Origin of the sequence: Demequina sp., assembly GCF_047975725.1 — a bacterium.
Taxonomy (GTDB): domain Bacteria; phylum Actinomycetota; class Actinomycetes; order Actinomycetales; family Demequinaceae; genus Demequina.
On sequence record NZ_JBKEED010000031.1, the window covers coordinates 55,568 to 71,187 of the forward strand.

The 15,620-nt window shown below is 65.6% G+C and carries 15 protein-coding genes; 8 read left to right on the top strand and 7 right to left on the bottom strand.

Annotated features, from left to right (window positions below; translation table 11 throughout):
• Window positions 1–20: 20 nt before the first annotated feature.
• Both ACK5NO_RS11630 and ACK5NO_RS11635 read right to left on the bottom strand, forming a co-directional pair.
• On the bottom strand, window positions 21–722 hold the full coding sequence (locus ACK5NO_RS11630) for a lysophospholipid acyltransferase family protein (RefSeq protein WP_416812843.1): 702 nt from the start codon (window positions 720–722) through the stop codon (window positions 21–23).
• A 32-nt stretch (window positions 723–754) separates the two neighbouring features.
• Complete coding sequence (locus ACK5NO_RS11635; RefSeq protein ID WP_416812844.1) at window positions 755–1,720, bottom strand: ROK family glucokinase; 966 nt, start codon at window positions 1,718–1,720, stop codon at window positions 755–757.
• Window positions 1,721–1,808: 88 nt separating this feature from the next.
• Between ACK5NO_RS11635 and ACK5NO_RS11640 the strand changes: the two genes are divergently transcribed.
• Window positions 1,809–3,605, top strand: a complete 1,797-nt coding sequence (locus ACK5NO_RS11640; protein ID WP_416812845.1) for an AMP-dependent synthetase/ligase — start codon at window positions 1,809–1,811, stop codon at window positions 3,603–3,605.
• A gap of 42 nt (window positions 3,606–3,647) precedes the next feature.
• Here the strand turns inward: ACK5NO_RS11640 and ACK5NO_RS11645 are convergent, their stop codons facing one another.
• Window positions 3,648–3,842 (bottom strand): hypothetical protein, encoded by a 195-nt coding sequence (locus tag ACK5NO_RS11645; RefSeq protein ID WP_416812846.1) that lies wholly within the window; start codon window positions 3,840–3,842, stop codon window positions 3,648–3,650.
• 90 nt (window positions 3,843–3,932) lie between these two features.
• Here ACK5NO_RS11645 and ACK5NO_RS11650 point away from each other — a divergent pair, with 90 nt between their 5' ends.
• A complete protein-coding gene (locus ACK5NO_RS11650; protein ID WP_416812847.1) occupies window positions 3,933–5,627 on the top strand; it encodes a DEDD exonuclease domain-containing protein in 1,695 nt (564 codons plus the stop codon).
• Between the two features lie 11 nt (window positions 5,628–5,638).
• Here the strand turns inward: ACK5NO_RS11650 and trpD are convergent, their stop codons facing one another.
• Both trpD and ACK5NO_RS11660 read right to left on the bottom strand, forming a co-directional pair.
• A complete protein-coding gene (gene trpD / locus ACK5NO_RS11655) occupies window positions 5,639–6,679 on the bottom strand; it encodes an anthranilate phosphoribosyltransferase (protein WP_416812848.1) in 1,041 nt (346 codons plus the stop codon).
• 29 nt (window positions 6,680–6,708) lie between these two features.
• Window positions 6,709–7,146 carry a hypothetical protein gene (locus ACK5NO_RS11660; protein WP_416812849.1) on the bottom strand — a complete coding sequence of 146 codons (438 nt, stop codon included), beginning with the start codon at window positions 7,144–7,146 and terminating at the stop codon, window positions 6,709–6,711.
• A gap of 109 nt (window positions 7,147–7,255) precedes the next feature.
• On the opposite strand from ACK5NO_RS11660, the gene ACK5NO_RS11665 reads away from it, so the two are divergent.
• From ACK5NO_RS11665 to ACK5NO_RS11690, 6 genes are all read left to right on the top strand, one after another.
• Complete coding sequence (locus ACK5NO_RS11665; protein WP_416812850.1) at window positions 7,256–7,888, top strand: cytochrome c oxidase subunit 3; 633 nt, start codon at window positions 7,256–7,258, stop codon at window positions 7,886–7,888.
• Between the two features lie 13 nt (window positions 7,889–7,901).
• Window positions 7,902–8,687 carry a c-type cytochrome gene (locus ACK5NO_RS11670; RefSeq protein ID WP_416812851.1) on the top strand — a complete coding sequence of 262 codons (786 nt, stop codon included), beginning with the start codon at window positions 7,902–7,904 and terminating at the stop codon, window positions 8,685–8,687.
• Window positions 8,684–9,766: a Rieske 2Fe-2S domain-containing protein gene (locus ACK5NO_RS11675; protein ID WP_416812852.1), complete on the top strand. Its 1,083-nt coding sequence runs from the start codon at window positions 8,684–8,686 to the stop codon at window positions 9,764–9,766. The genes ACK5NO_RS11670 and ACK5NO_RS11675 overlap by 4 nt, the downstream gene beginning before the upstream one ends.
• Window positions 9,766–11,475: a cytochrome b gene (locus ACK5NO_RS11680; RefSeq protein ID WP_416812853.1), complete on the top strand. Its 1,710-nt coding sequence runs from the start codon at window positions 9,766–9,768 to the stop codon at window positions 11,473–11,475. The genes ACK5NO_RS11675 and ACK5NO_RS11680 overlap by 1 nt, the downstream gene beginning before the upstream one ends.
• Window positions 11,476–11,862: 387 nt before the next feature.
• Window positions 11,863–12,483, top strand: a complete 621-nt coding sequence (locus ACK5NO_RS11685) for a superoxide dismutase (RefSeq protein ID WP_416812854.1) — start codon at window positions 11,863–11,865, stop codon at window positions 12,481–12,483.
• Window positions 12,484–12,612: 129 nt separating this feature from the next.
• Complete coding sequence (locus ACK5NO_RS11690; RefSeq protein ID WP_416812855.1) at window positions 12,613–13,332, top strand: potassium channel family protein; 720 nt, start codon at window positions 12,613–12,615, stop codon at window positions 13,330–13,332.
• Between the two features lie 172 nt (window positions 13,333–13,504).
• Here the strand turns inward: ACK5NO_RS11690 and ACK5NO_RS11695 are convergent, their stop codons facing one another.
• Both ACK5NO_RS11695 and ctaD read right to left on the bottom strand, forming a co-directional pair.
• On the bottom strand, window positions 13,505–13,906 hold the full coding sequence (locus ACK5NO_RS11695; RefSeq protein WP_416812856.1) for a cytochrome c oxidase subunit 4: 402 nt from the start codon (window positions 13,904–13,906) through the stop codon (window positions 13,505–13,507).
• A 3-nt stretch (window positions 13,907–13,909) separates the two neighbouring features.
• Window positions 13,910–15,595, bottom strand: coding sequence for a cytochrome c oxidase subunit I (gene ctaD, locus ACK5NO_RS11700; protein WP_416812886.1), 1,686 nt, complete (start codon window positions 15,593–15,595; stop codon window positions 13,910–13,912).
• Between the last annotated feature and the right edge of the window lie 25 nt (window positions 15,596–15,620).

A 15,620-nucleotide genomic window follows, 5' to 3' on the forward strand; every position in this document is an offset into this window, starting at 1 on the left:
TGGCCTCGAGCGGAGGGACCTTAGGTGCCCTTGGATCCGCGTTCGAGTTCGCGCTTGTACTGCGCTGAGTCCCGATCGACATACTCCTGGCCGGATAGTTCGGCGATGGCCTTCATGACGGAATCCGTCGCTTCGCGCAAAGCGGCCCGGTCGTCCTGACGACCAGCAAAGGCATCGAGGCGCACAGCAGGGCCGATGCGCACGCCAATGTCCGTACGCTTGGGCACCGCCTGGCCAATGGGCTGAGCGACATCAGTGCCGATCATGGCCACGGGAATGATGGGCACGCCCGCTTCGATCGCCATGCGCGCCACACCGGTCTTGCCGCGGTAGAGCCTGCCGTCGGGGCTGCGGGTGCCTTCGGGGTAAATGCCGAGCAACTCCCCGCCCTGAAGCACCTGCAGGCCCGTGCGCAGCGCCGCCTCGGACGCGCGGCCGCCGCCGCGGTGGACAGGAATGGTGCCCACGCCTTCCATGAACGAACGCGTCACATAGCCTTTGACGCCTTTGCCGGTGAAGTACTCGGACTTGCCCAGGAAGACGACTTTGCGCTTGAGCACGAGTGGAAGGAAGAACGAGTCCGACACTGCCAAGTGGTTGGAAGCGAGGATCGCACCGCCGCTGTCGGGCACGTGCTCTGTTCCCTCGACCCAAGGACGGTAGTAGCCCTTGAGCGGGGGGCCGATCAGCACGTGCTTGAACAGCGTGTAGTAGGCGCTCATCCTGGAAGGGTTCTCCGCTTCTGTTTCTTCAGTCAGTCTCGAACGCCAGCGGCCTCGCGCGCAAGTGCGGCCGCACCCACGATGCCTGCGTCGTTGCCCATCGCCGCAGCGATGATCGGTGCCACGGGACGGTGTCCACGCGCCGGCAGGTGCTCGGCATATGCCGCACGTGCGGGCGCCAGCAGCATCTCGCCAGCGCCGATCACGCCCCCACCCACCACGTAGGACTCGGGATCGAGAACTGCGGCGAGCGACGCGGCGCCTGCACCGATCCAGGAGCCGAGTTCGGCGAGCAGTTCGATGCCGAGCTCGTCGCCCTCGGCCGCTGCAGCCGTGACGTGGGGTCCGATGATGGCGGCGGGATCGCCGCCTGCGCGCTCGATCAAGCCAGCGGCCCGCACGGTGCGCTCTGCCGCCGCACGACGGGCTTCGCGCACGAGCGCGGATCCCGACGCGTACTGCTCCCAGCAACCGCGGTGCCCGCAGCCGCAAGGGTGCCCGCCAGGCTGAACCCGCACGTGTCCGAGCTCTGCGGCAAAGCCATAAGCGCCACGCACGAGCTGACCCTCGACAATGATGGCCGCGCCAAGGCCGGTGCCAATCGTCAGCATCACCATGTCGCGCACGTCGCGGCCAGCCCCGTAGCGGAACTCTCCCCACCCCGCAGCGTTCGCGTCGTTCTCGACCACGACGGAGACGTCGTCGCGTCCAATCAGCGCCTCGACCTTGGAGGCAAGGTCGTACTCGCGCCACGCGATGTTGGGGGCAAAGAGGACACGCCGACGGTCCGACGACACGAAGCCAGCGGCCGCCAGGCCGATGTGGTGGAACTCGTAGCGCTGGCCGAGCTCGTGAACAGCGTCCGCGATAGCGGCGTCAATGCTCTCCGCATGCTCGGGCTGCGTGGGGCGACGGATCGTTTCGACAATCGCGCCCTCGTCGTCCACCACACCGACGGCGATCTTGGTTCCACCGATGTCTACGCCGATCGCATGCATGTGCTAGCGCTCCTCAAGCTGTTGGGTGATGGGACTCTCAAGAGGGTATCGTGAGCCGAACCTGCCGAGACGACGGAGACGAAAACACATGCCCACTTTGGACGCAACGTATGCGCCCCACATTGTCTCTCTGGTCCGCAGTGCTTGGGAGAGCCGAGGGTCCCAGACCGTCGTGCGCAACCCGCAGCCGGACAACTCCTGGGTCGACGTCACCGGCGACCAGGCGCGTGCGACGGTCGATGCGGTCGCCAAGGGCCTGATCGCACACGGAGTGAAGCCCGGAGACACCGTGGCCATCCAGTCGCGTACGCGCTGGGAGTGGACGGTCTTTGACCTTGCCTCCATGACGGTCGGCGCGATTCCCGTCCCCATCTACGACACCTCGTCGGTGGACCAGATCCAGTGGATCTGCGAGGACGCCGCCGTGGAAGTGCTCATCGCAGAGACCGCGGCTCACGCCGAGCTCGCACAGCAGGTCAAGGACGCTGCCACCACTCCCCTACGCGAGATCCTCGTGATCGACGAGGGCGCCGTCGCGGCCCTGACGGCCGATGGCGCGTCGGTGAGCGACGAGCAGCTGGAGGCGGCACTCGCCACCGTCAACCACGACTCCCTCGCCACGATCATGTACACGTCCGGCACCACGGGCCGCCCCAAGGGTGTGGAACTCACCCAGTTCTCCTACGTGCGCCACATCAAGGGCATGTCGGACGAGATGCACGAGGTCATCAACGAGGACGGCGCATCGACCGTGCTGTTCTTGACGCTTGCCCACTCGCTCGCACGACTCGTCCAGCACATTCTCCTCGCAGGCGGCGTCGTCATCGGCTACTGCCCCGATTCCTCACGCTTGGTCCCGCTGATCGGCACCATGCGCCCCACCCTCTTGCTCGCGGTTCCCCGCGTGTTCGAGAAGGTCTACAACGGGGCCGAGCAGAAGGCTGCCGCGGGCGGCAAGGTGAAGATCTTCCGTTGGGCGGCCAAGCAGTCGATCGCCTACTCCAAGGCGCTCGACACGGAGCACGGCCCAAGCGCCGTCCTCAAGGCAAAGCACCAGGTTGCCGACCGTCTGGTGCTACGCAAGATCCGCGAACTGCTCGGCGGCAAGGCCCACTGGGCTGTCTCCGGCTCCGCCCCGCTGGGTGAGCGCTTGGGCCACTTCTACCGTGGACTCGGCCTCGTCGTCCTTGAGGGTTACGGCCTCACCGAGACCAACGCCGCGACCCACGTCAACCGCACCACGCTGTCGAAGATCGGGACCGTCGGCCCGCCGCTGCCTGGCTTCGAGGTGAAGATCGCACGCGACGGCGAGATCCTCATGCGCGCGGAGCAGGGTTTCCGTGGCTACCACAACAACGAGGCTGCCACCGCTGAGGCCGTCGTTGACGGCTGGATCCACACCGGCGACATTGGCACCGAAGATGAGGACGGCTACCTCACCATCACGGGTCGCAAGAAGGAGATCATCGTCACGGCAGGCGGCAAGAACGTCGCCCCCGCCGAACTGGAGGACCGGATCCGCGCCTACGCCCTGGTGAGCCAGTGCGTGGTCGTCGGCGACTCGCAGCCCTTCATCGCGGCGCTTCTCACCCTCGACGCGGAGGCACTTCCCGGCTGGCTTAAGGGCAAGGGCTGGGAGCCCATGACCGTTGAGCAGGCGCTCGAGGATCCGCGCATCCTGGAGCACCTACAGAAGGCCGTCGACCGCGCCAACAAGGCCGTGTCGCGTGCGGAGTCCGTACGCACTTTCCGCATCCTCCACGGTGACCTGACGATCGACAACGGCATGCTGACGCCATCGCTCAAGGTCAAGCGTGCCAAGGTGCTCGCCAAGTACTCCGACGTGATCGACGAGATCTACGCCGGCACCCACAAGCGCGACTGAGAGCCGGACCCCCTGCTGGGCGATCCGCTTCTCGTCGGAGGCTCAGCTCGCGCGGTGGTCGTGCACCAGGCGCAGTGGAGGCACAAGACCCCCCTGCACCAGTGCGTCGACGGCTGCAGCCTGGTCGTCGTCCATCTCCACGGTCGTGTTCGGCCGCACGGGGATGGTCAGGAACGACACGACGCAGTCACCGCACGCCTTGCCGCGTACGTCGCATGTATCACAGTCGATGATCATGTCTGCGACGCTAGAACCACGGTCTGACATCGACGCTCCACCGCCTCTGTCGGATCCGCGTTGTCGGTGGCGGGGCGTACCGTCTACACCATGACCACGACCGTTCAGGCGACGCTTGCTGACATAGGCGAGCCGCTGTCGGCCACCACTTTCGTGGTCGTGGACCTCGAGACCACCGGCACCTCCCCACAGGACTGCGCCATCACCGAGATCGGCGCGGTCAAGACCCGGGGCGGTGAGGTGATCGGCGAGTTTCAGACGCTCGTGGACCCCGGGGGTCCCATCCCACCCATGATCGTCGCGCTCACCGGCATCACGGATGCCATGGTGGTGGCAGCGCCGCGCATCGGCCAGGTGCTCCCTGCCTTCCTGGAGTTCCTGGGCGATGCCGTCTTGGTGGCACACAATGCGCGGTTCGACGTGAGCTTCCTCAAGGCAGCATGCGCGGCCGAGGGCTACTCATGGCCACGGCCTGAGGTCGTGGACACCTTGACCCTTGCCCGACGCGCTACCACCAAAGAAGAAGCGCCCAACAAGAAACTCAGCACCCTCGCGCGGGTCTTCGGCACCGTCGTGACGCCTAACCACCGCGCGCTCGACGATGCCCGGGCAACCTCCGAGGTGCTCCACGGCATGCTTGAGCGGCTTGCGGCCTTTGGCATCACCCACCGCGAAGACCTCGACGCCCTGCGCAATCCTGTGCCCTCGAGCCTGCGTCGCAAGGCGATCATGGCCCACAAGGTGCCGTCCAAACCCGGCGTCTACGTTTTCCGGGGTCCGCAAGGCGAAGCCCTCTACGTGGGCACGTCCCGCAACCTGCGGTCGAGGGTGAAGTCCTACTTCACTCGGGGCGAGACTCGCCGCGCTGTCCGGGAGATGCTCGAACTGGCCGTCGACGTCGACACCACAGTCTGCGCAAGCGAACTCGAGGCCAACGTGCTCGAGATCCGCATGATTGACCAACTGCGACCGCGCTACAACCGTCGATCCGCGCGCCCAGAACGCGCTGCGTGGGTCCGCTTGACCGACGAACGCCACCCCCGACTCGCGCTGTCCAAGGCTGCCCAGGGAGGCGAGGGATGGATGGGGCCCATGCGCTCCGGCTCCGACGCCCGCGCCGCCATCGTCGCACTGCAGGACGCGCTCGGCGTGCGCACGTGCACCACCCGCTTGACCATCGAGCCGCGCGCCCACGCTCGCGCATGCATCCTCAAAGACACGGGCCGCTGCGCGGCTCCATGCGTCGGCGGAACCGCGGTGGGCTATGACGACACGATCGCGTTGACCCGCGACGTGCTGGCCGGGGACGTCTCCCCCGTTGTCGAGGCGTTAAGCGCAGCCGTCGCTTCGTATGCCCAACGACTGGAATACGAGCGTGCCAAAGAGGTCCGTGACGGGCTGAGCGCGGTGGTCGATGCTGCAACGCGGCAGGCGCGCCTGCGCTCCTTGACGGCGTGCAGCTTGGTCGCAGTGAGAGAGATCGACGATCGCTGGGAGCTCCTGGCGGTCGCGCACGGCAGGCTGACCGGCGCAGCACGCGTCGACAGCGGCGTGTGGGTAGCGGCCGACCGATTGCGCGAGGCTTGGGCCTCGCTCGATCTCGACATTCCCACCCTTATCGAGGAACAGGAACTCGTGCTGCGCTGGCTAGAGCGGCCAGGTACTCGATTGCTCTACGTCGATGGCCAGTGGTGCTCACCAATCAACGGTGCCGGTCGCCATGGGCGCTGGGTCGAGGCCCGGCGTGCCGACGGTGGTCCGTTTGGACACGAACGCCGATTCTGACGGGCTCGGTTCTACGCGCGGGAAGCAACACTCCAACGCTCGAGGACGTCAGCCGCCGCCCCCGAGTCGATGGCCTCGACGGCATGGTTCAGCGCAGCGTTAAAGCGCTCGGTGAGCGTGCCTGATGCCGTGCCAGCAAGCGTGCCATCTGCGACGATGCCCGCCGCTGCATTGAGCACGACGGTGTCGCGCACGTGGCCCTGGTGTCCGGCAAGGACCTCGCGTACCACCGCCGCGTTGTGCTCAGGGGTGTGCCCACGCAGGTCTTCGATCGTGCATGCCGGTACGCCAAGGTCGACCACGGGATCGAGCCGGTGTTCGACAGCACCCTCTCCCCTGACCTCCCAGACAGTCGCGGCGGCGGTGGGAGCCAGCTCGTCCAGACCATCGTCTCCGTGGAAGACCAGACCCTGACGACCCTGCCGGGCGAGTACGCCGGCCAAAACCGGCGACACCCGCAGACTCGAGGAACCGATCGCGGTGGCCGCAGGCTGGGCGGGGTTGGTGAGCGGGCCAAGGATGTTGAAGGTCGTGGGCACGCCGAGTTCCTTGCGGATCGGCATCGCGTGACGCATCGAGGGGTGGAACACCTGAGCAAAGCAGAACGTGATCCCGACCTCCGTGGCGAGTTCGGCCACCCGCTCAGGAGGAAGGTCAAGACGCACACCCAGGACACCGAGCACGTCGGCCGAGCCGGACATCGACGTCGCACCGCGATTGCCGTGCTTGACGACAGTCAGCCCGGTGCCCGCGATCACCAGCGATGCCATCGTCGAGATGTTGACGGTATTGAAACCGTCACCGCCCGTACCCACGATGTCCACGCATCGGCCCGGAACCTCGATGCGGATGGCGTGCTCGAGCATGGCGCTCGCAAGCCCCTCGACCTCCTCGGGGGTCTCGCGCTTGACGCGCAACGCCGCAAGGAAGCCAGCAATCTGTACCGGAGAGGCCGCGTCCGTCAGCACCGAGTCCATCACGGCCGCGGTTTCGGCGGCGGTCAGGTCCTGGTGCTCGACCAGGCGCGACAACAGTTCCTGCAGAGTGGCCACGGTGCCTCCTCGGGCGATGTGGGGGCGGGTCAGTCAGCGACAGGCGCGGGCGCGAAGAAGGCGTCGACAGTCTCGCGCACGGCAAAGGGGTCGAGCGGGTGGGCAACCGCCGCATCGGCCTCCGACCATGTGGCGAGCCAGGCGTCGCCAGGGCGTCCCACGAGCAACATGATCGGCGGGCAGTGGTAGACCTCGTGCTTGATCTGGCGGCAGATCCCCATACCGCCGGACTTGGCGGCCTCGCCATCAAGGATCAGCAGGTCGAAACGCTGCCCGTCAACCGCCGTGATCACCGCGTCATGCGTGGCCGTCTCAAGCCACTCGATCTGCCTGCCGTGCGTCGTGGAACCCACCGCGAACCGCACCTTTTCGCGCACATTGCGGTCATCGCTGTAGAGCAGAATTCGGGCCTTGGCGCTCCCCACGGCATTGTCGCCGCGATTCGCCACGTCACTCGTGCCAGTCATGTGGTTATTCTGGCACGAAGCCACAGGTCTCATGCCCGCGTGGGGAACTTCCTGGCAATCGCGCGCGTTCTGGCCTCTAGGACCAAAGTCTTAGGCAATAATGGGACCCATGTCCCACGCGACGACTACTGTGCCGTCTCCGATCCATGCCACGCGACCCAATCAGGTCGCGGTTGGAACCATCGTTTGGCTCGCATCTGAACTCATGTTCTTTGCGGGTCTTTTTGCGATGTACTTCACCCTCCGCGCAGAGGTGCCCGAGGTATGGGCCGAGCAGACGCAGCTTCTCAATGTCCCCTTCGCCCTCGGCAACACCATCATCCTGGTCCTGTCGTCCTTTACCGCGCAGTTCGGAGTGCTCGCCGCTGAGCGCTACCAGCGTCGGCGCGAGGGGTCGATCTGGCAGGTCAAGCGCTGGGGCATGCACGAGTGGTTCGTGCTCACCTACATCATGGGCTCGATCTTCATCGCCGTTCAGGTGTATGAGTACGCCGTCCTGGTGTCCGAGGGCCTGACCATCTCGTCCAGCCCCTACGGCTCGGTCTTCTACCTCACCACCGGCTTCCACGGCCTGCACGTGCTCGGCGGACTCATCGCGATGCTGTTCGTGCTGGGACGCTCGTTCACCGCCAAGAGGTTCGGTACTCACGAGGCCACCACCACGATCGTCGTGTCTTACTACTGGCACTTTGTCGACGTCGTGTGGATCGCCCTGTTCGCCATCATCTACTTCGTCCAGTAAGGAGGACCGCCCGATGAATGCCATTGCACGCAAGCGCCATCACCGCGCTGCTCCCCTCTTGCTGGTCCTCGCGCTGCTCGCGCTGATCACCGGCGTTGCCGCCATCGCGGCCCCGAGCCCCGCCACGGCTTCCACCGAAGCGTCGGCCGACGACATCGCCACCGGCGAGCGACTCTTTGCCGCCAACTGCGCCTCGTGCCACGGCCTCGACGCCCAGGGCACTGAAGGCGTCGCGCCGTCTCTCGTGGGAGTGGGAGCCGCCTCCGTCGACTTCCAGGTCGGCACTGGCCGCATGCCCATGCAGGCGTCCGGCCCGCAGGCTCCCGCCAAGCCCGCCCAGTTCTCGCAGGACGAGATCGACCAGTTGGCCGCCTGGGTGGCCTCGCTCGGCGCCGGCCCGGCTGTGCCGACTCCCGAGCAGGTGGACCCCGAACTGGGCGACGCCGACAACGGCATGCTCGTGTTCCGCACCAACTGCGCGATGTGTCACGGTTCCATCGGTGGCGGTGGAGCACTGACGCAGGGCAAGTTCGCCCCGTCACTGCTCGACACCACCCCCGAGCACGTCTACGAAGCCATGCTCACCGGCCCCCAGTCGATGCCCGTCTTCAACGACGCGAACATCACGCCCGAGGCTAAGCGCGACGTCATCGCCTATCTCGCCGCGCAGCAGGCGGGCTCGCCCGGCGGACTGAGCCTGGGCGCCATCGGCCCTGTTTCCGAGGGTATGTGGGCGTGGCTCGTCCTCCTCGGCCTCATCATTGCTAGCACCATCTGGGTAGGAGCCCGTTCCTCATGAGCGCCCCCGAGCACCACACTGACCACGCCGAGGAAGTCGACAACAAGAACGGTTTCGACAACCCCGGTCTGCCCTACCACCGGCCCCGTCGCGCGGACGTCGACCCCAAGGCGAGCAAGCGCGCCGAACGCCAGGTCGCGGCCCTCTTCGCGGTCTCGGTCCTCGGCACCATCGTTTCCATTGGCGCCTACTTTGTCCTCGACATTGGCGACGGCGGCGACGTCGGCACCATCCAGAACGTCAACATGTGGATTGGCCTGGGCCTCTTCGCGTCGATGATCGGCATCGGTCTTGGTGCCATTCACTGGGCCAAGACCCTGATGCGCGACCACGAGATGGTCGAAGAGCGCCACGAGCTTCGCAGCTCCGATGAGAGCCGTGAAGGCGCGATCCAGAACCTCAAGGATGGAGCGGAAGACTCCGGTCTGGCAGGCAACGGCGTCCCGCGTCGCAGCCTGCTCAAGGGCTCGCTGATCTCGGCCCTCGCGATCGCTCCCCTGGCCGTCCTGGTTCCTCAGATTGGCAACATGGGAGCCGACTGGAACATCTCTAAGTTCCGCCACACCTTGTGGGGACCGGGTGTTCGCCTTGCCCGCGACCCTGACGGTGCGCTCATCCGCGCAGCGGATGTCTCCATCGGCTCGGTCTTCCACGTCATCCCCGAAGGCTTGAACGAGCTCGATCACCACCACCTCATGACTGAGAAGTCCAAGGCCGTGGTGCTCCTCGTGAGGCTCGACCCCGCCGACCTCAAGGTCCAGAAGGGTCGCGAGGACTGGTCCTTCGACGGCATCGTCGCCTACTCCAAGATCTGCACGCACGTGGGCTGCCCCGTGGCTTTGTACGAGCAGCAGACGCACCACTTGCTGTGCCCGTGCCACCAGTCGACGTTCGACGTCTCCGATGGCGCCAAGGTGGTCTTCGGGCCCGCCAAGCGCCCGCTGCCTCAGCTACCGATCGCCGTGGACGACGACGGTTACATCGTCGCCAAGGCGGACTTCGATGAGCCCATTGGCCCGTCGTATTGGGACCGCCTCAAGGGCGGCCATGAGGCCACAGTCGAGGAGGAGAGCCACTGATGGGCACCAAGGTGAACACCGCCGCAGCTGGCACCGCCAACTGGGCCGACGAGCGCACGTCCATCGGCGGCTTCGTCAAGTTCTTTGCTCGCAAGCTGTTCCCCGACCACTGGTCGTTCATGCTTGGCGAGATCGCGTTGTACTCGTTCATCGTGCTGCTGCTGACGGGCGTGTTCCTCACGGCTTTCTTTGTGCCGTCGATGACCGAGGTGCACTACGAGGGCCCCTTCGAGACGATGCATGGCGTCGCCATGACGGAGGCCTTCGCGTCGACGCTGAGGATCTCGTTCGAGGTGCCCGGCGGTCTGCTGATCCGTCAGATGCACCACTGGGCAGCACTGCTGTTCATCGCGTCGATCATGGTCCACATGTGCCGTGTGTTCTTCACCGGCGCGTTCCGCAAGCCCCGCGAGCTCAACTGGCTCGTGGGCTTCACCCTCATGATCATGGGTCTCGCGGCGGGCTTCTCCGGCTACTCGCTCCCCGACGACGTGCTGTCCGGCAACGGTCTGCGCATCATCGACGGCGTGGTCAAGTCCATCCCGATCCTCGGCAGCTACATCTCCTACTGGATGTTCGGCGGCGAGTACCCGGGCGGCGACATCATTCCGCGCCTGTTCACCATGCACATCCTGCTGGTGCCGGGCCTGATCCTCGCCCTCGTCGCACTGCACCTGTTCCTGGTGTTCTTGCACAAGCACACCCAGTACCCCGGTGGAGGTCGTACGGACAAGAACGTCGTGGGCCTGCCCCTGTTCCCCGTGTACATCGCCAAGGCCGGCGGGTTCTTCTTCGTGGTGTTCGGCATCATCGCCCTCGTGGCGTCGGTGTTCACCATTAACCCGGTGTGGAACTACGGTCCCTACGACCCGTCGCCGGTGTCCGCGGGAACGCAGCCTGACTGGTACATCCTGTTCGTCGACGGCGCGCTGCGCCTGATGCCCGGCTGGGTCTTTGGCCTGCCGCTTGAGTGGGAGCTGTTCGGCTACACGCTGTCCATGAACATCCTGTTCCCCGCCGTCATCCTGCCCGGACTGTTCTTTGGCTTCATCGCCCTGTACCCCTGGCTCGAGTCGTGGGCGACGGGCGACAAGCGCGAGCACCACGTGCTCGACAGGCCACGCAACGTCCCCGTGCGCACGGGTATCGGTGTGGCAGCGATCGTGTTCTACGTCATCTTGGTGCTCGAGGGCTCCAACGACATCGTGGCGAACCTGTTCCACCTGTCCCTCAACGACATCACGATCTTCTTCCAGTGGGCGATCTTCCTCGCTCCCCCTCTCGCGTTCTGGATCACCAAGCGCCTGTGCCTTGGCCTCCAGCGCAAGGACCGGGAACTCGTGCTCCACGGGCACGAGACCGGCACGATCGTGCGCCATGAGCACGGCGAGTACATCGAGGTGCACCGTCCGCTGAACGAGCAGGAGGTGTGGCTGCGCGTGTCCTACGACAACCACAAGCCGCTCGAGATCGAGCCCGAGCTCAACGATCACGGTGTGCGCCGCAAGGGCTACCGCTGGGATCGCTTCAAGCAGGCGCTGTCGCGCTTCTACTTCGAAGAGCGCATCGAGCCCGTGACGCCGCAGGAACTCGACGAGGCCCGCCACCACCACGATGGTCACGGCACTCACGAGGCGATCGAGGCAGAGCAGGCCGATGCCCGTCTCGACTCTGAGTGGGAGCGTGTCGACGACGGCGCAGCCAAGTAGTCCCGAGACGCGCCAAGGGCCGGTCACCGCAAGGTGGCCGGCCCTTGGCGCGTTTCGACATCCCAGTGCCTCCCAGGATGCACCGGCTCCCTGAATACCGACCATGGCGTCCTGCTGGGACGCTCAGACACGGATGTCGGAGGCTTCCCCCATTCCCCGGCTCTCTCCGGCCTCCCCTGCCTGAGCGCGCTGGAAGGCCATGGTGGTCGGTTTTTGGCGGTCGCGTGCATCCTGGAAGGCGCTCAGGTTCGCGGCCGCAGGAATCCCCTGGCAACCGACCGCGTTCACCCCCACGGGAGCCTCGAGCCTCGCCTCTTGGCGATAGGCTCGTATCACCCGGAAACCCCACGTGCGGTGCCGCGCGCCGCGCCCTAACCAGGAGGAACAATGGCTGACTACGCCTTGCCCGACCTCGCCTACGACTACGGCGCCCTCGATCCCCACATTGCTGGCGAGATCATGGAGCTGCACCACAGCAAGCACCACGCGGCCTACGTCGCCGGCGCCAACACCGCCCTCGAAAAGATGGCCGATGCCCGTGAGTCCGGAGACTTCGGCTCGATCGCCGGCCTCGAGAAGGCCCTCGCATTCAACCTGGGCGGCCACACCAACCACTCGGTGTTCTGGACCAACATGTCCCCCGACGGCGGCGACAAGCCCACGGGTGAGCTGGCGGCCGCGATCGACGAGCACTTTGGCTCCTTCGACGGCTTCCAGGCGCACTTCACCAACAACGCCATGACCATCATGGGTTCGGGTTGGTCGATCCTCGCGTGGGATTCGATCGGCAACAAGCTGATCATCGTCCAGCTGTACGACCAGCAGGGCAACGTCCCCGTCGGCCTGGTCCCGCTGCTCATGCTGGACATGTGGGAGCACGCCTTCTACCTCCAGTACAAGAACGTCAAGGCTGACTACGTCAAGGCGTGGTGGAACGTCGTGGACTGGGCCAACGTCCAGCAGCGCTTCATCACCGCGACCGCGACCAAGGGCTTGATCGTCCAGTAGCGATCAGCACGACACGCCATTCAAGGGGCGGGCCTCCGACTCAGGGGGCCCGCCCTTGCACGTTTCGAGTGGGAATCAACGAAGGCCCAATCCCTCATCACGCACCCCCGCCGCGCTACTTTGTGAAACATGAGCTCGTCCCTGCTCCACGCGCCCCGGACGCTCCACCAACGCCGCACTCTGTTGTGGGTCCTGCTGTGTACCTTGGTGGTCCTCCAGTTCGGCTATCCCGTGACCCTTGGCGGGCCTGGCTGGACCATCGCGTACCTGTGCGTGTACGTGGGAGTGATCTGGTACGCCATCCGCACCGCTGCCAGCAACCCTCGCCACTACTGGCCAGTGCTGGTGGGCGCCTGCGGCCTGATCGCCGGCGGCGTCTGGTTCGCCGCCCAGCAGGACAGCCGCACCGCGACGGCAGGCATGCTCGCGGGGATGGCGATGCTCCAGGCGGCGCTACTCGTGACCCTCGCCGAGGTACTCGTGCGACCCCCTGTCGACGCACGCACCATCGATCTGTTGCTCGTGGCCGTGTGCGCCTATCTCCTGCTTGGAGGTGTTTTTGGAGCCGTCGGGGCATTGCTCGAGCTGGGGGCACCCGGCAGCTACGTCGACAACATTCTGACCAGCACTGAGCCCCTCGCATGGCAGAGCTTGCTCTACGGCAGCTACGTCACGCTCTCCACACTCGGCTTCGGAGACGTGGTACCCGCGAGTGCCTGGGCGCGTTCGCTCGCGTCGCTTGAGGCCGTGGTGGGGACCCTCTTTCTCGCCGTCGTCATCGCCCGCCTGGTCGGCGTTGCCGGCTTCGCCGACCGCGACAAGCGCCTCTCCCAGACCCGCAAGGACTAAGCCAGCCAGCCCTAACCCCGGGGGGCATGACACACGGCCACAGGTCCGATGCGCACAGGTCCGATGCGCACAGCCCTGCCACGCTTCACTCACCTCTAGACGGCCCACCAACGCCACTGGCCGGCTTCCCGTCACGGGAAGCCGGCCAGTCAAAGCGCCTGCGTGTGACGGCTTAGTGCGCGTGGATTCCGCGAGAGAACTCGAAGACCCAGCCGACCAAGCCGATCACGCTCACGATGAGCGCGGGCACCATGATCCACCAGCCCACCGCCATCGCGGTGAAGGCGAGCGCCGCACCGGCGGCGATGACCAGCGGCCACCAGCTCCACGGCGCGTACACGCCCTGCGAGCCCGACAGGTCGGCGATCTCGGCCGACTCGTCGTCTTCGGGGCGCTGACCGTGGCGCTTCTCGAGCATCCGGAAGTACACGGCCACCATGATGAACATGCCGAACGACAGCAGAATGCAGGTGATGCCGACCCACTCTGCCCAGCCCGTCAAGAATCCGTAGACCACTGCCGCGAGCAGGAAGAAGAACGAGGGGAACCAGAAGACGTTCGCTTCAAGACGCATGACTTAGCCCTCCTTGCCCGACGCCGTCGTCACCGGGGCGTGGTCGCTGTCAGTGCCGTGGTGCGCAGCGTGGTCGCGTGCAGCGGCCTCAGGGTGGTGAAGGTCGAACGCGGGACGCTCTGAGCGGATCCGCGGAATCGACGTGAAGTTGTGGCGCGGTGGCGGGCAGGACGTCGCCCACTCGAGCGAGTTGCCGTAGCCCCACGGGTCGTCAACGGTGACCTTGGGTGCACGCTTGGCGGTGATGTAGACGTTCCACAGGAACGGCAGCGTCGACAGCGCGAGGATGACTGCTCCCACCGTCGAGACCTGGTTCATGAAGGTGAACCCGTCCTCGGGAAGGTAGTCGAAGTAGCGACGCGGCATGCCTTCGACGCCCAGCCAGTGCTGGATGAGGAACGTGGTGTGGAAGCCGATGAACAGCAACCAGAAGTGCACCTTGCCCCACGTCTCGTTGAGCATCTTGCCGGTGAACTTGGGCCACCAGAAGTAGAAGCCAGCGAACATCGCGAACACGACGGTGCCAAACACGACGTAGTGGAAGTGCGCGACCACAAAGTACGAGTCGGACACCGCGAAGTCCAGCGGCGAGGACGACAGGATCACGCCGGTGAGACCACCGAAGAGGAAGGTGACGATGAAGCCCAGCGACCACAGCATCGGCGTCTCGAAGGTGAGTTTGCCTCTCCACATGGTGCCGATCCAGTTAAAGAACTTCACACCCGTCGGTACCGCGATCAGCATCGTCATGAACGAGAAGAACGGCAGCAGCACCGCACCTGTCACGTACATGTGGTGTGCCCAGACGGTCACCGAGAGGGCGGCGATCGCGATGGTCGCGTACACCAGTCCGTGATAGCCGAACAGCGGCTTGCGGGAGAACACCGGGAAAATCTCGGACACGATGCCGAAGAATGGCAGCGCGATGATGTAGACCTCGGGGTGGCCAAAGAACCAGAACAGGTGCTGCCACAGGATGGCGCCGCCATTGTCAGGGTTGAACACCTGCGAGTGCAGCACGCGGTCCGAGCCCAGCGCGAACAGCGCGGAGGCCAGGGGCGGGAAGGCCAACAGCACCAGCATGGACGTCACGAGGATGTTCCAGGTGAAGATCGGCATGCGGAACATGGTCATGCCGGGCGCACGCATGGTGACGATGGTGGTGATGAAGTTGACGGCACCGAGGATGGTGCCGAAGCCACCGAGGGCGAGGCCAAATACCCAGAGGTTTCCGCCGACGCCCGGCGAGTACACGGCGTTCGACAGCGGCGCGTAGGCGAACCAACCGAACGAGGCCGCGCCCTGCGGGGTGAAGAAACCGGCCGATGCGATGAGGCCACCGAACAGGTACAGCCAGTAGGCGAACATGTTCAGACGCGGGAACGCGACATCTGGCGCACCGATCTGCAGCGGCGTGATGATGTTGGCAAAGCCGGCGAACAGCGGCGTCGCGAACAGCAGCAGCATGATCGTGCCGTGCATGGTGAACAGCTGGTTGTACTGCTCGGGAGACTGGACAACGTCCATACCGGGCGTGAACAGCTCGGCTCGAATGACCAGCGCCATGACGCCGCCGATCATGAAGACCAGGAACGACGTGATCAGGTACATGTACCCGATGGTCTTGTGGTCGGTGGAGGTGATCCACTTGACCACCACGGAACCCGATCGCGCGGGGGCCACAGGCATGGCCGCCGGGCGGTCCACGTCGACG

What these genes read in the sequence shown, in the direction of transcription:
- ACK5NO_RS11630 (WP_416812843.1), bottom strand. Translation starts at nt 722, where the DNA reads ATGAGCGCCTACTACACGCTGTTCAAGCACGTGCTGATCGGCCCCCCG.
- ACK5NO_RS11635 (WP_416812844.1), bottom strand. Translation starts at nt 1,720, where the DNA reads ATGCATGCGATCGGCGTAGACATCGGTGGAACCAAGATCGCCGTCGGT.
- ACK5NO_RS11640 (WP_416812845.1), top strand. Translation starts at nt 1,809, where the DNA reads ATGCCCACTTTGGACGCAACGTATGCGCCCCACATTGTCTCTCTGGTC.
- ACK5NO_RS11645 (WP_416812846.1), bottom strand. Translation starts at nt 3,842, where the DNA reads ATGATCATCGACTGTGATACATGCGACGTACGCGGCAAGGCGTGCGGT.
- ACK5NO_RS11650 (WP_416812847.1), top strand. Translation starts at nt 3,933, where the DNA reads ATGACCACGACCGTTCAGGCGACGCTTGCTGACATAGGCGAGCCGCTG.
- ACK5NO_RS11660 (WP_416812849.1), bottom strand. Translation starts at nt 7,146, where the DNA reads ATGACTGGCACGAGTGACGTGGCGAATCGCGGCGACAATGCCGTGGGG.
- ACK5NO_RS11665 (WP_416812850.1), top strand. Translation starts at nt 7,256, where the DNA reads ATGTCCCACGCGACGACTACTGTGCCGTCTCCGATCCATGCCACGCGA.
- ACK5NO_RS11670 (WP_416812851.1), top strand. Translation starts at nt 7,902, where the DNA reads ATGAATGCCATTGCACGCAAGCGCCATCACCGCGCTGCTCCCCTCTTG.
- ACK5NO_RS11675 (WP_416812852.1), top strand. Translation starts at nt 8,684, where the DNA reads ATGAGCGCCCCCGAGCACCACACTGACCACGCCGAGGAAGTCGACAAC.
- ACK5NO_RS11680 (WP_416812853.1), top strand. Translation starts at nt 9,766, where the DNA reads ATGGGCACCAAGGTGAACACCGCCGCAGCTGGCACCGCCAACTGGGCC.
- ACK5NO_RS11685 (WP_416812854.1), top strand. Translation starts at nt 11,863, where the DNA reads ATGGCTGACTACGCCTTGCCCGACCTCGCCTACGACTACGGCGCCCTC.
- ACK5NO_RS11690 (WP_416812855.1), top strand. Translation starts at nt 12,613, where the DNA reads ATGAGCTCGTCCCTGCTCCACGCGCCCCGGACGCTCCACCAACGCCGC.
- ACK5NO_RS11695 (WP_416812856.1), bottom strand. Translation starts at nt 13,906, where the DNA reads ATGCGTCTTGAAGCGAACGTCTTCTGGTTCCCCTCGTTCTTCTTCCTG.
- ctaD (WP_416812886.1), bottom strand. Translation starts at nt 15,595, where the DNA reads ATGCCTGTGGCCCCCGCGCGATCGGGTTCCGTGGTGGTCAAGTGGATC.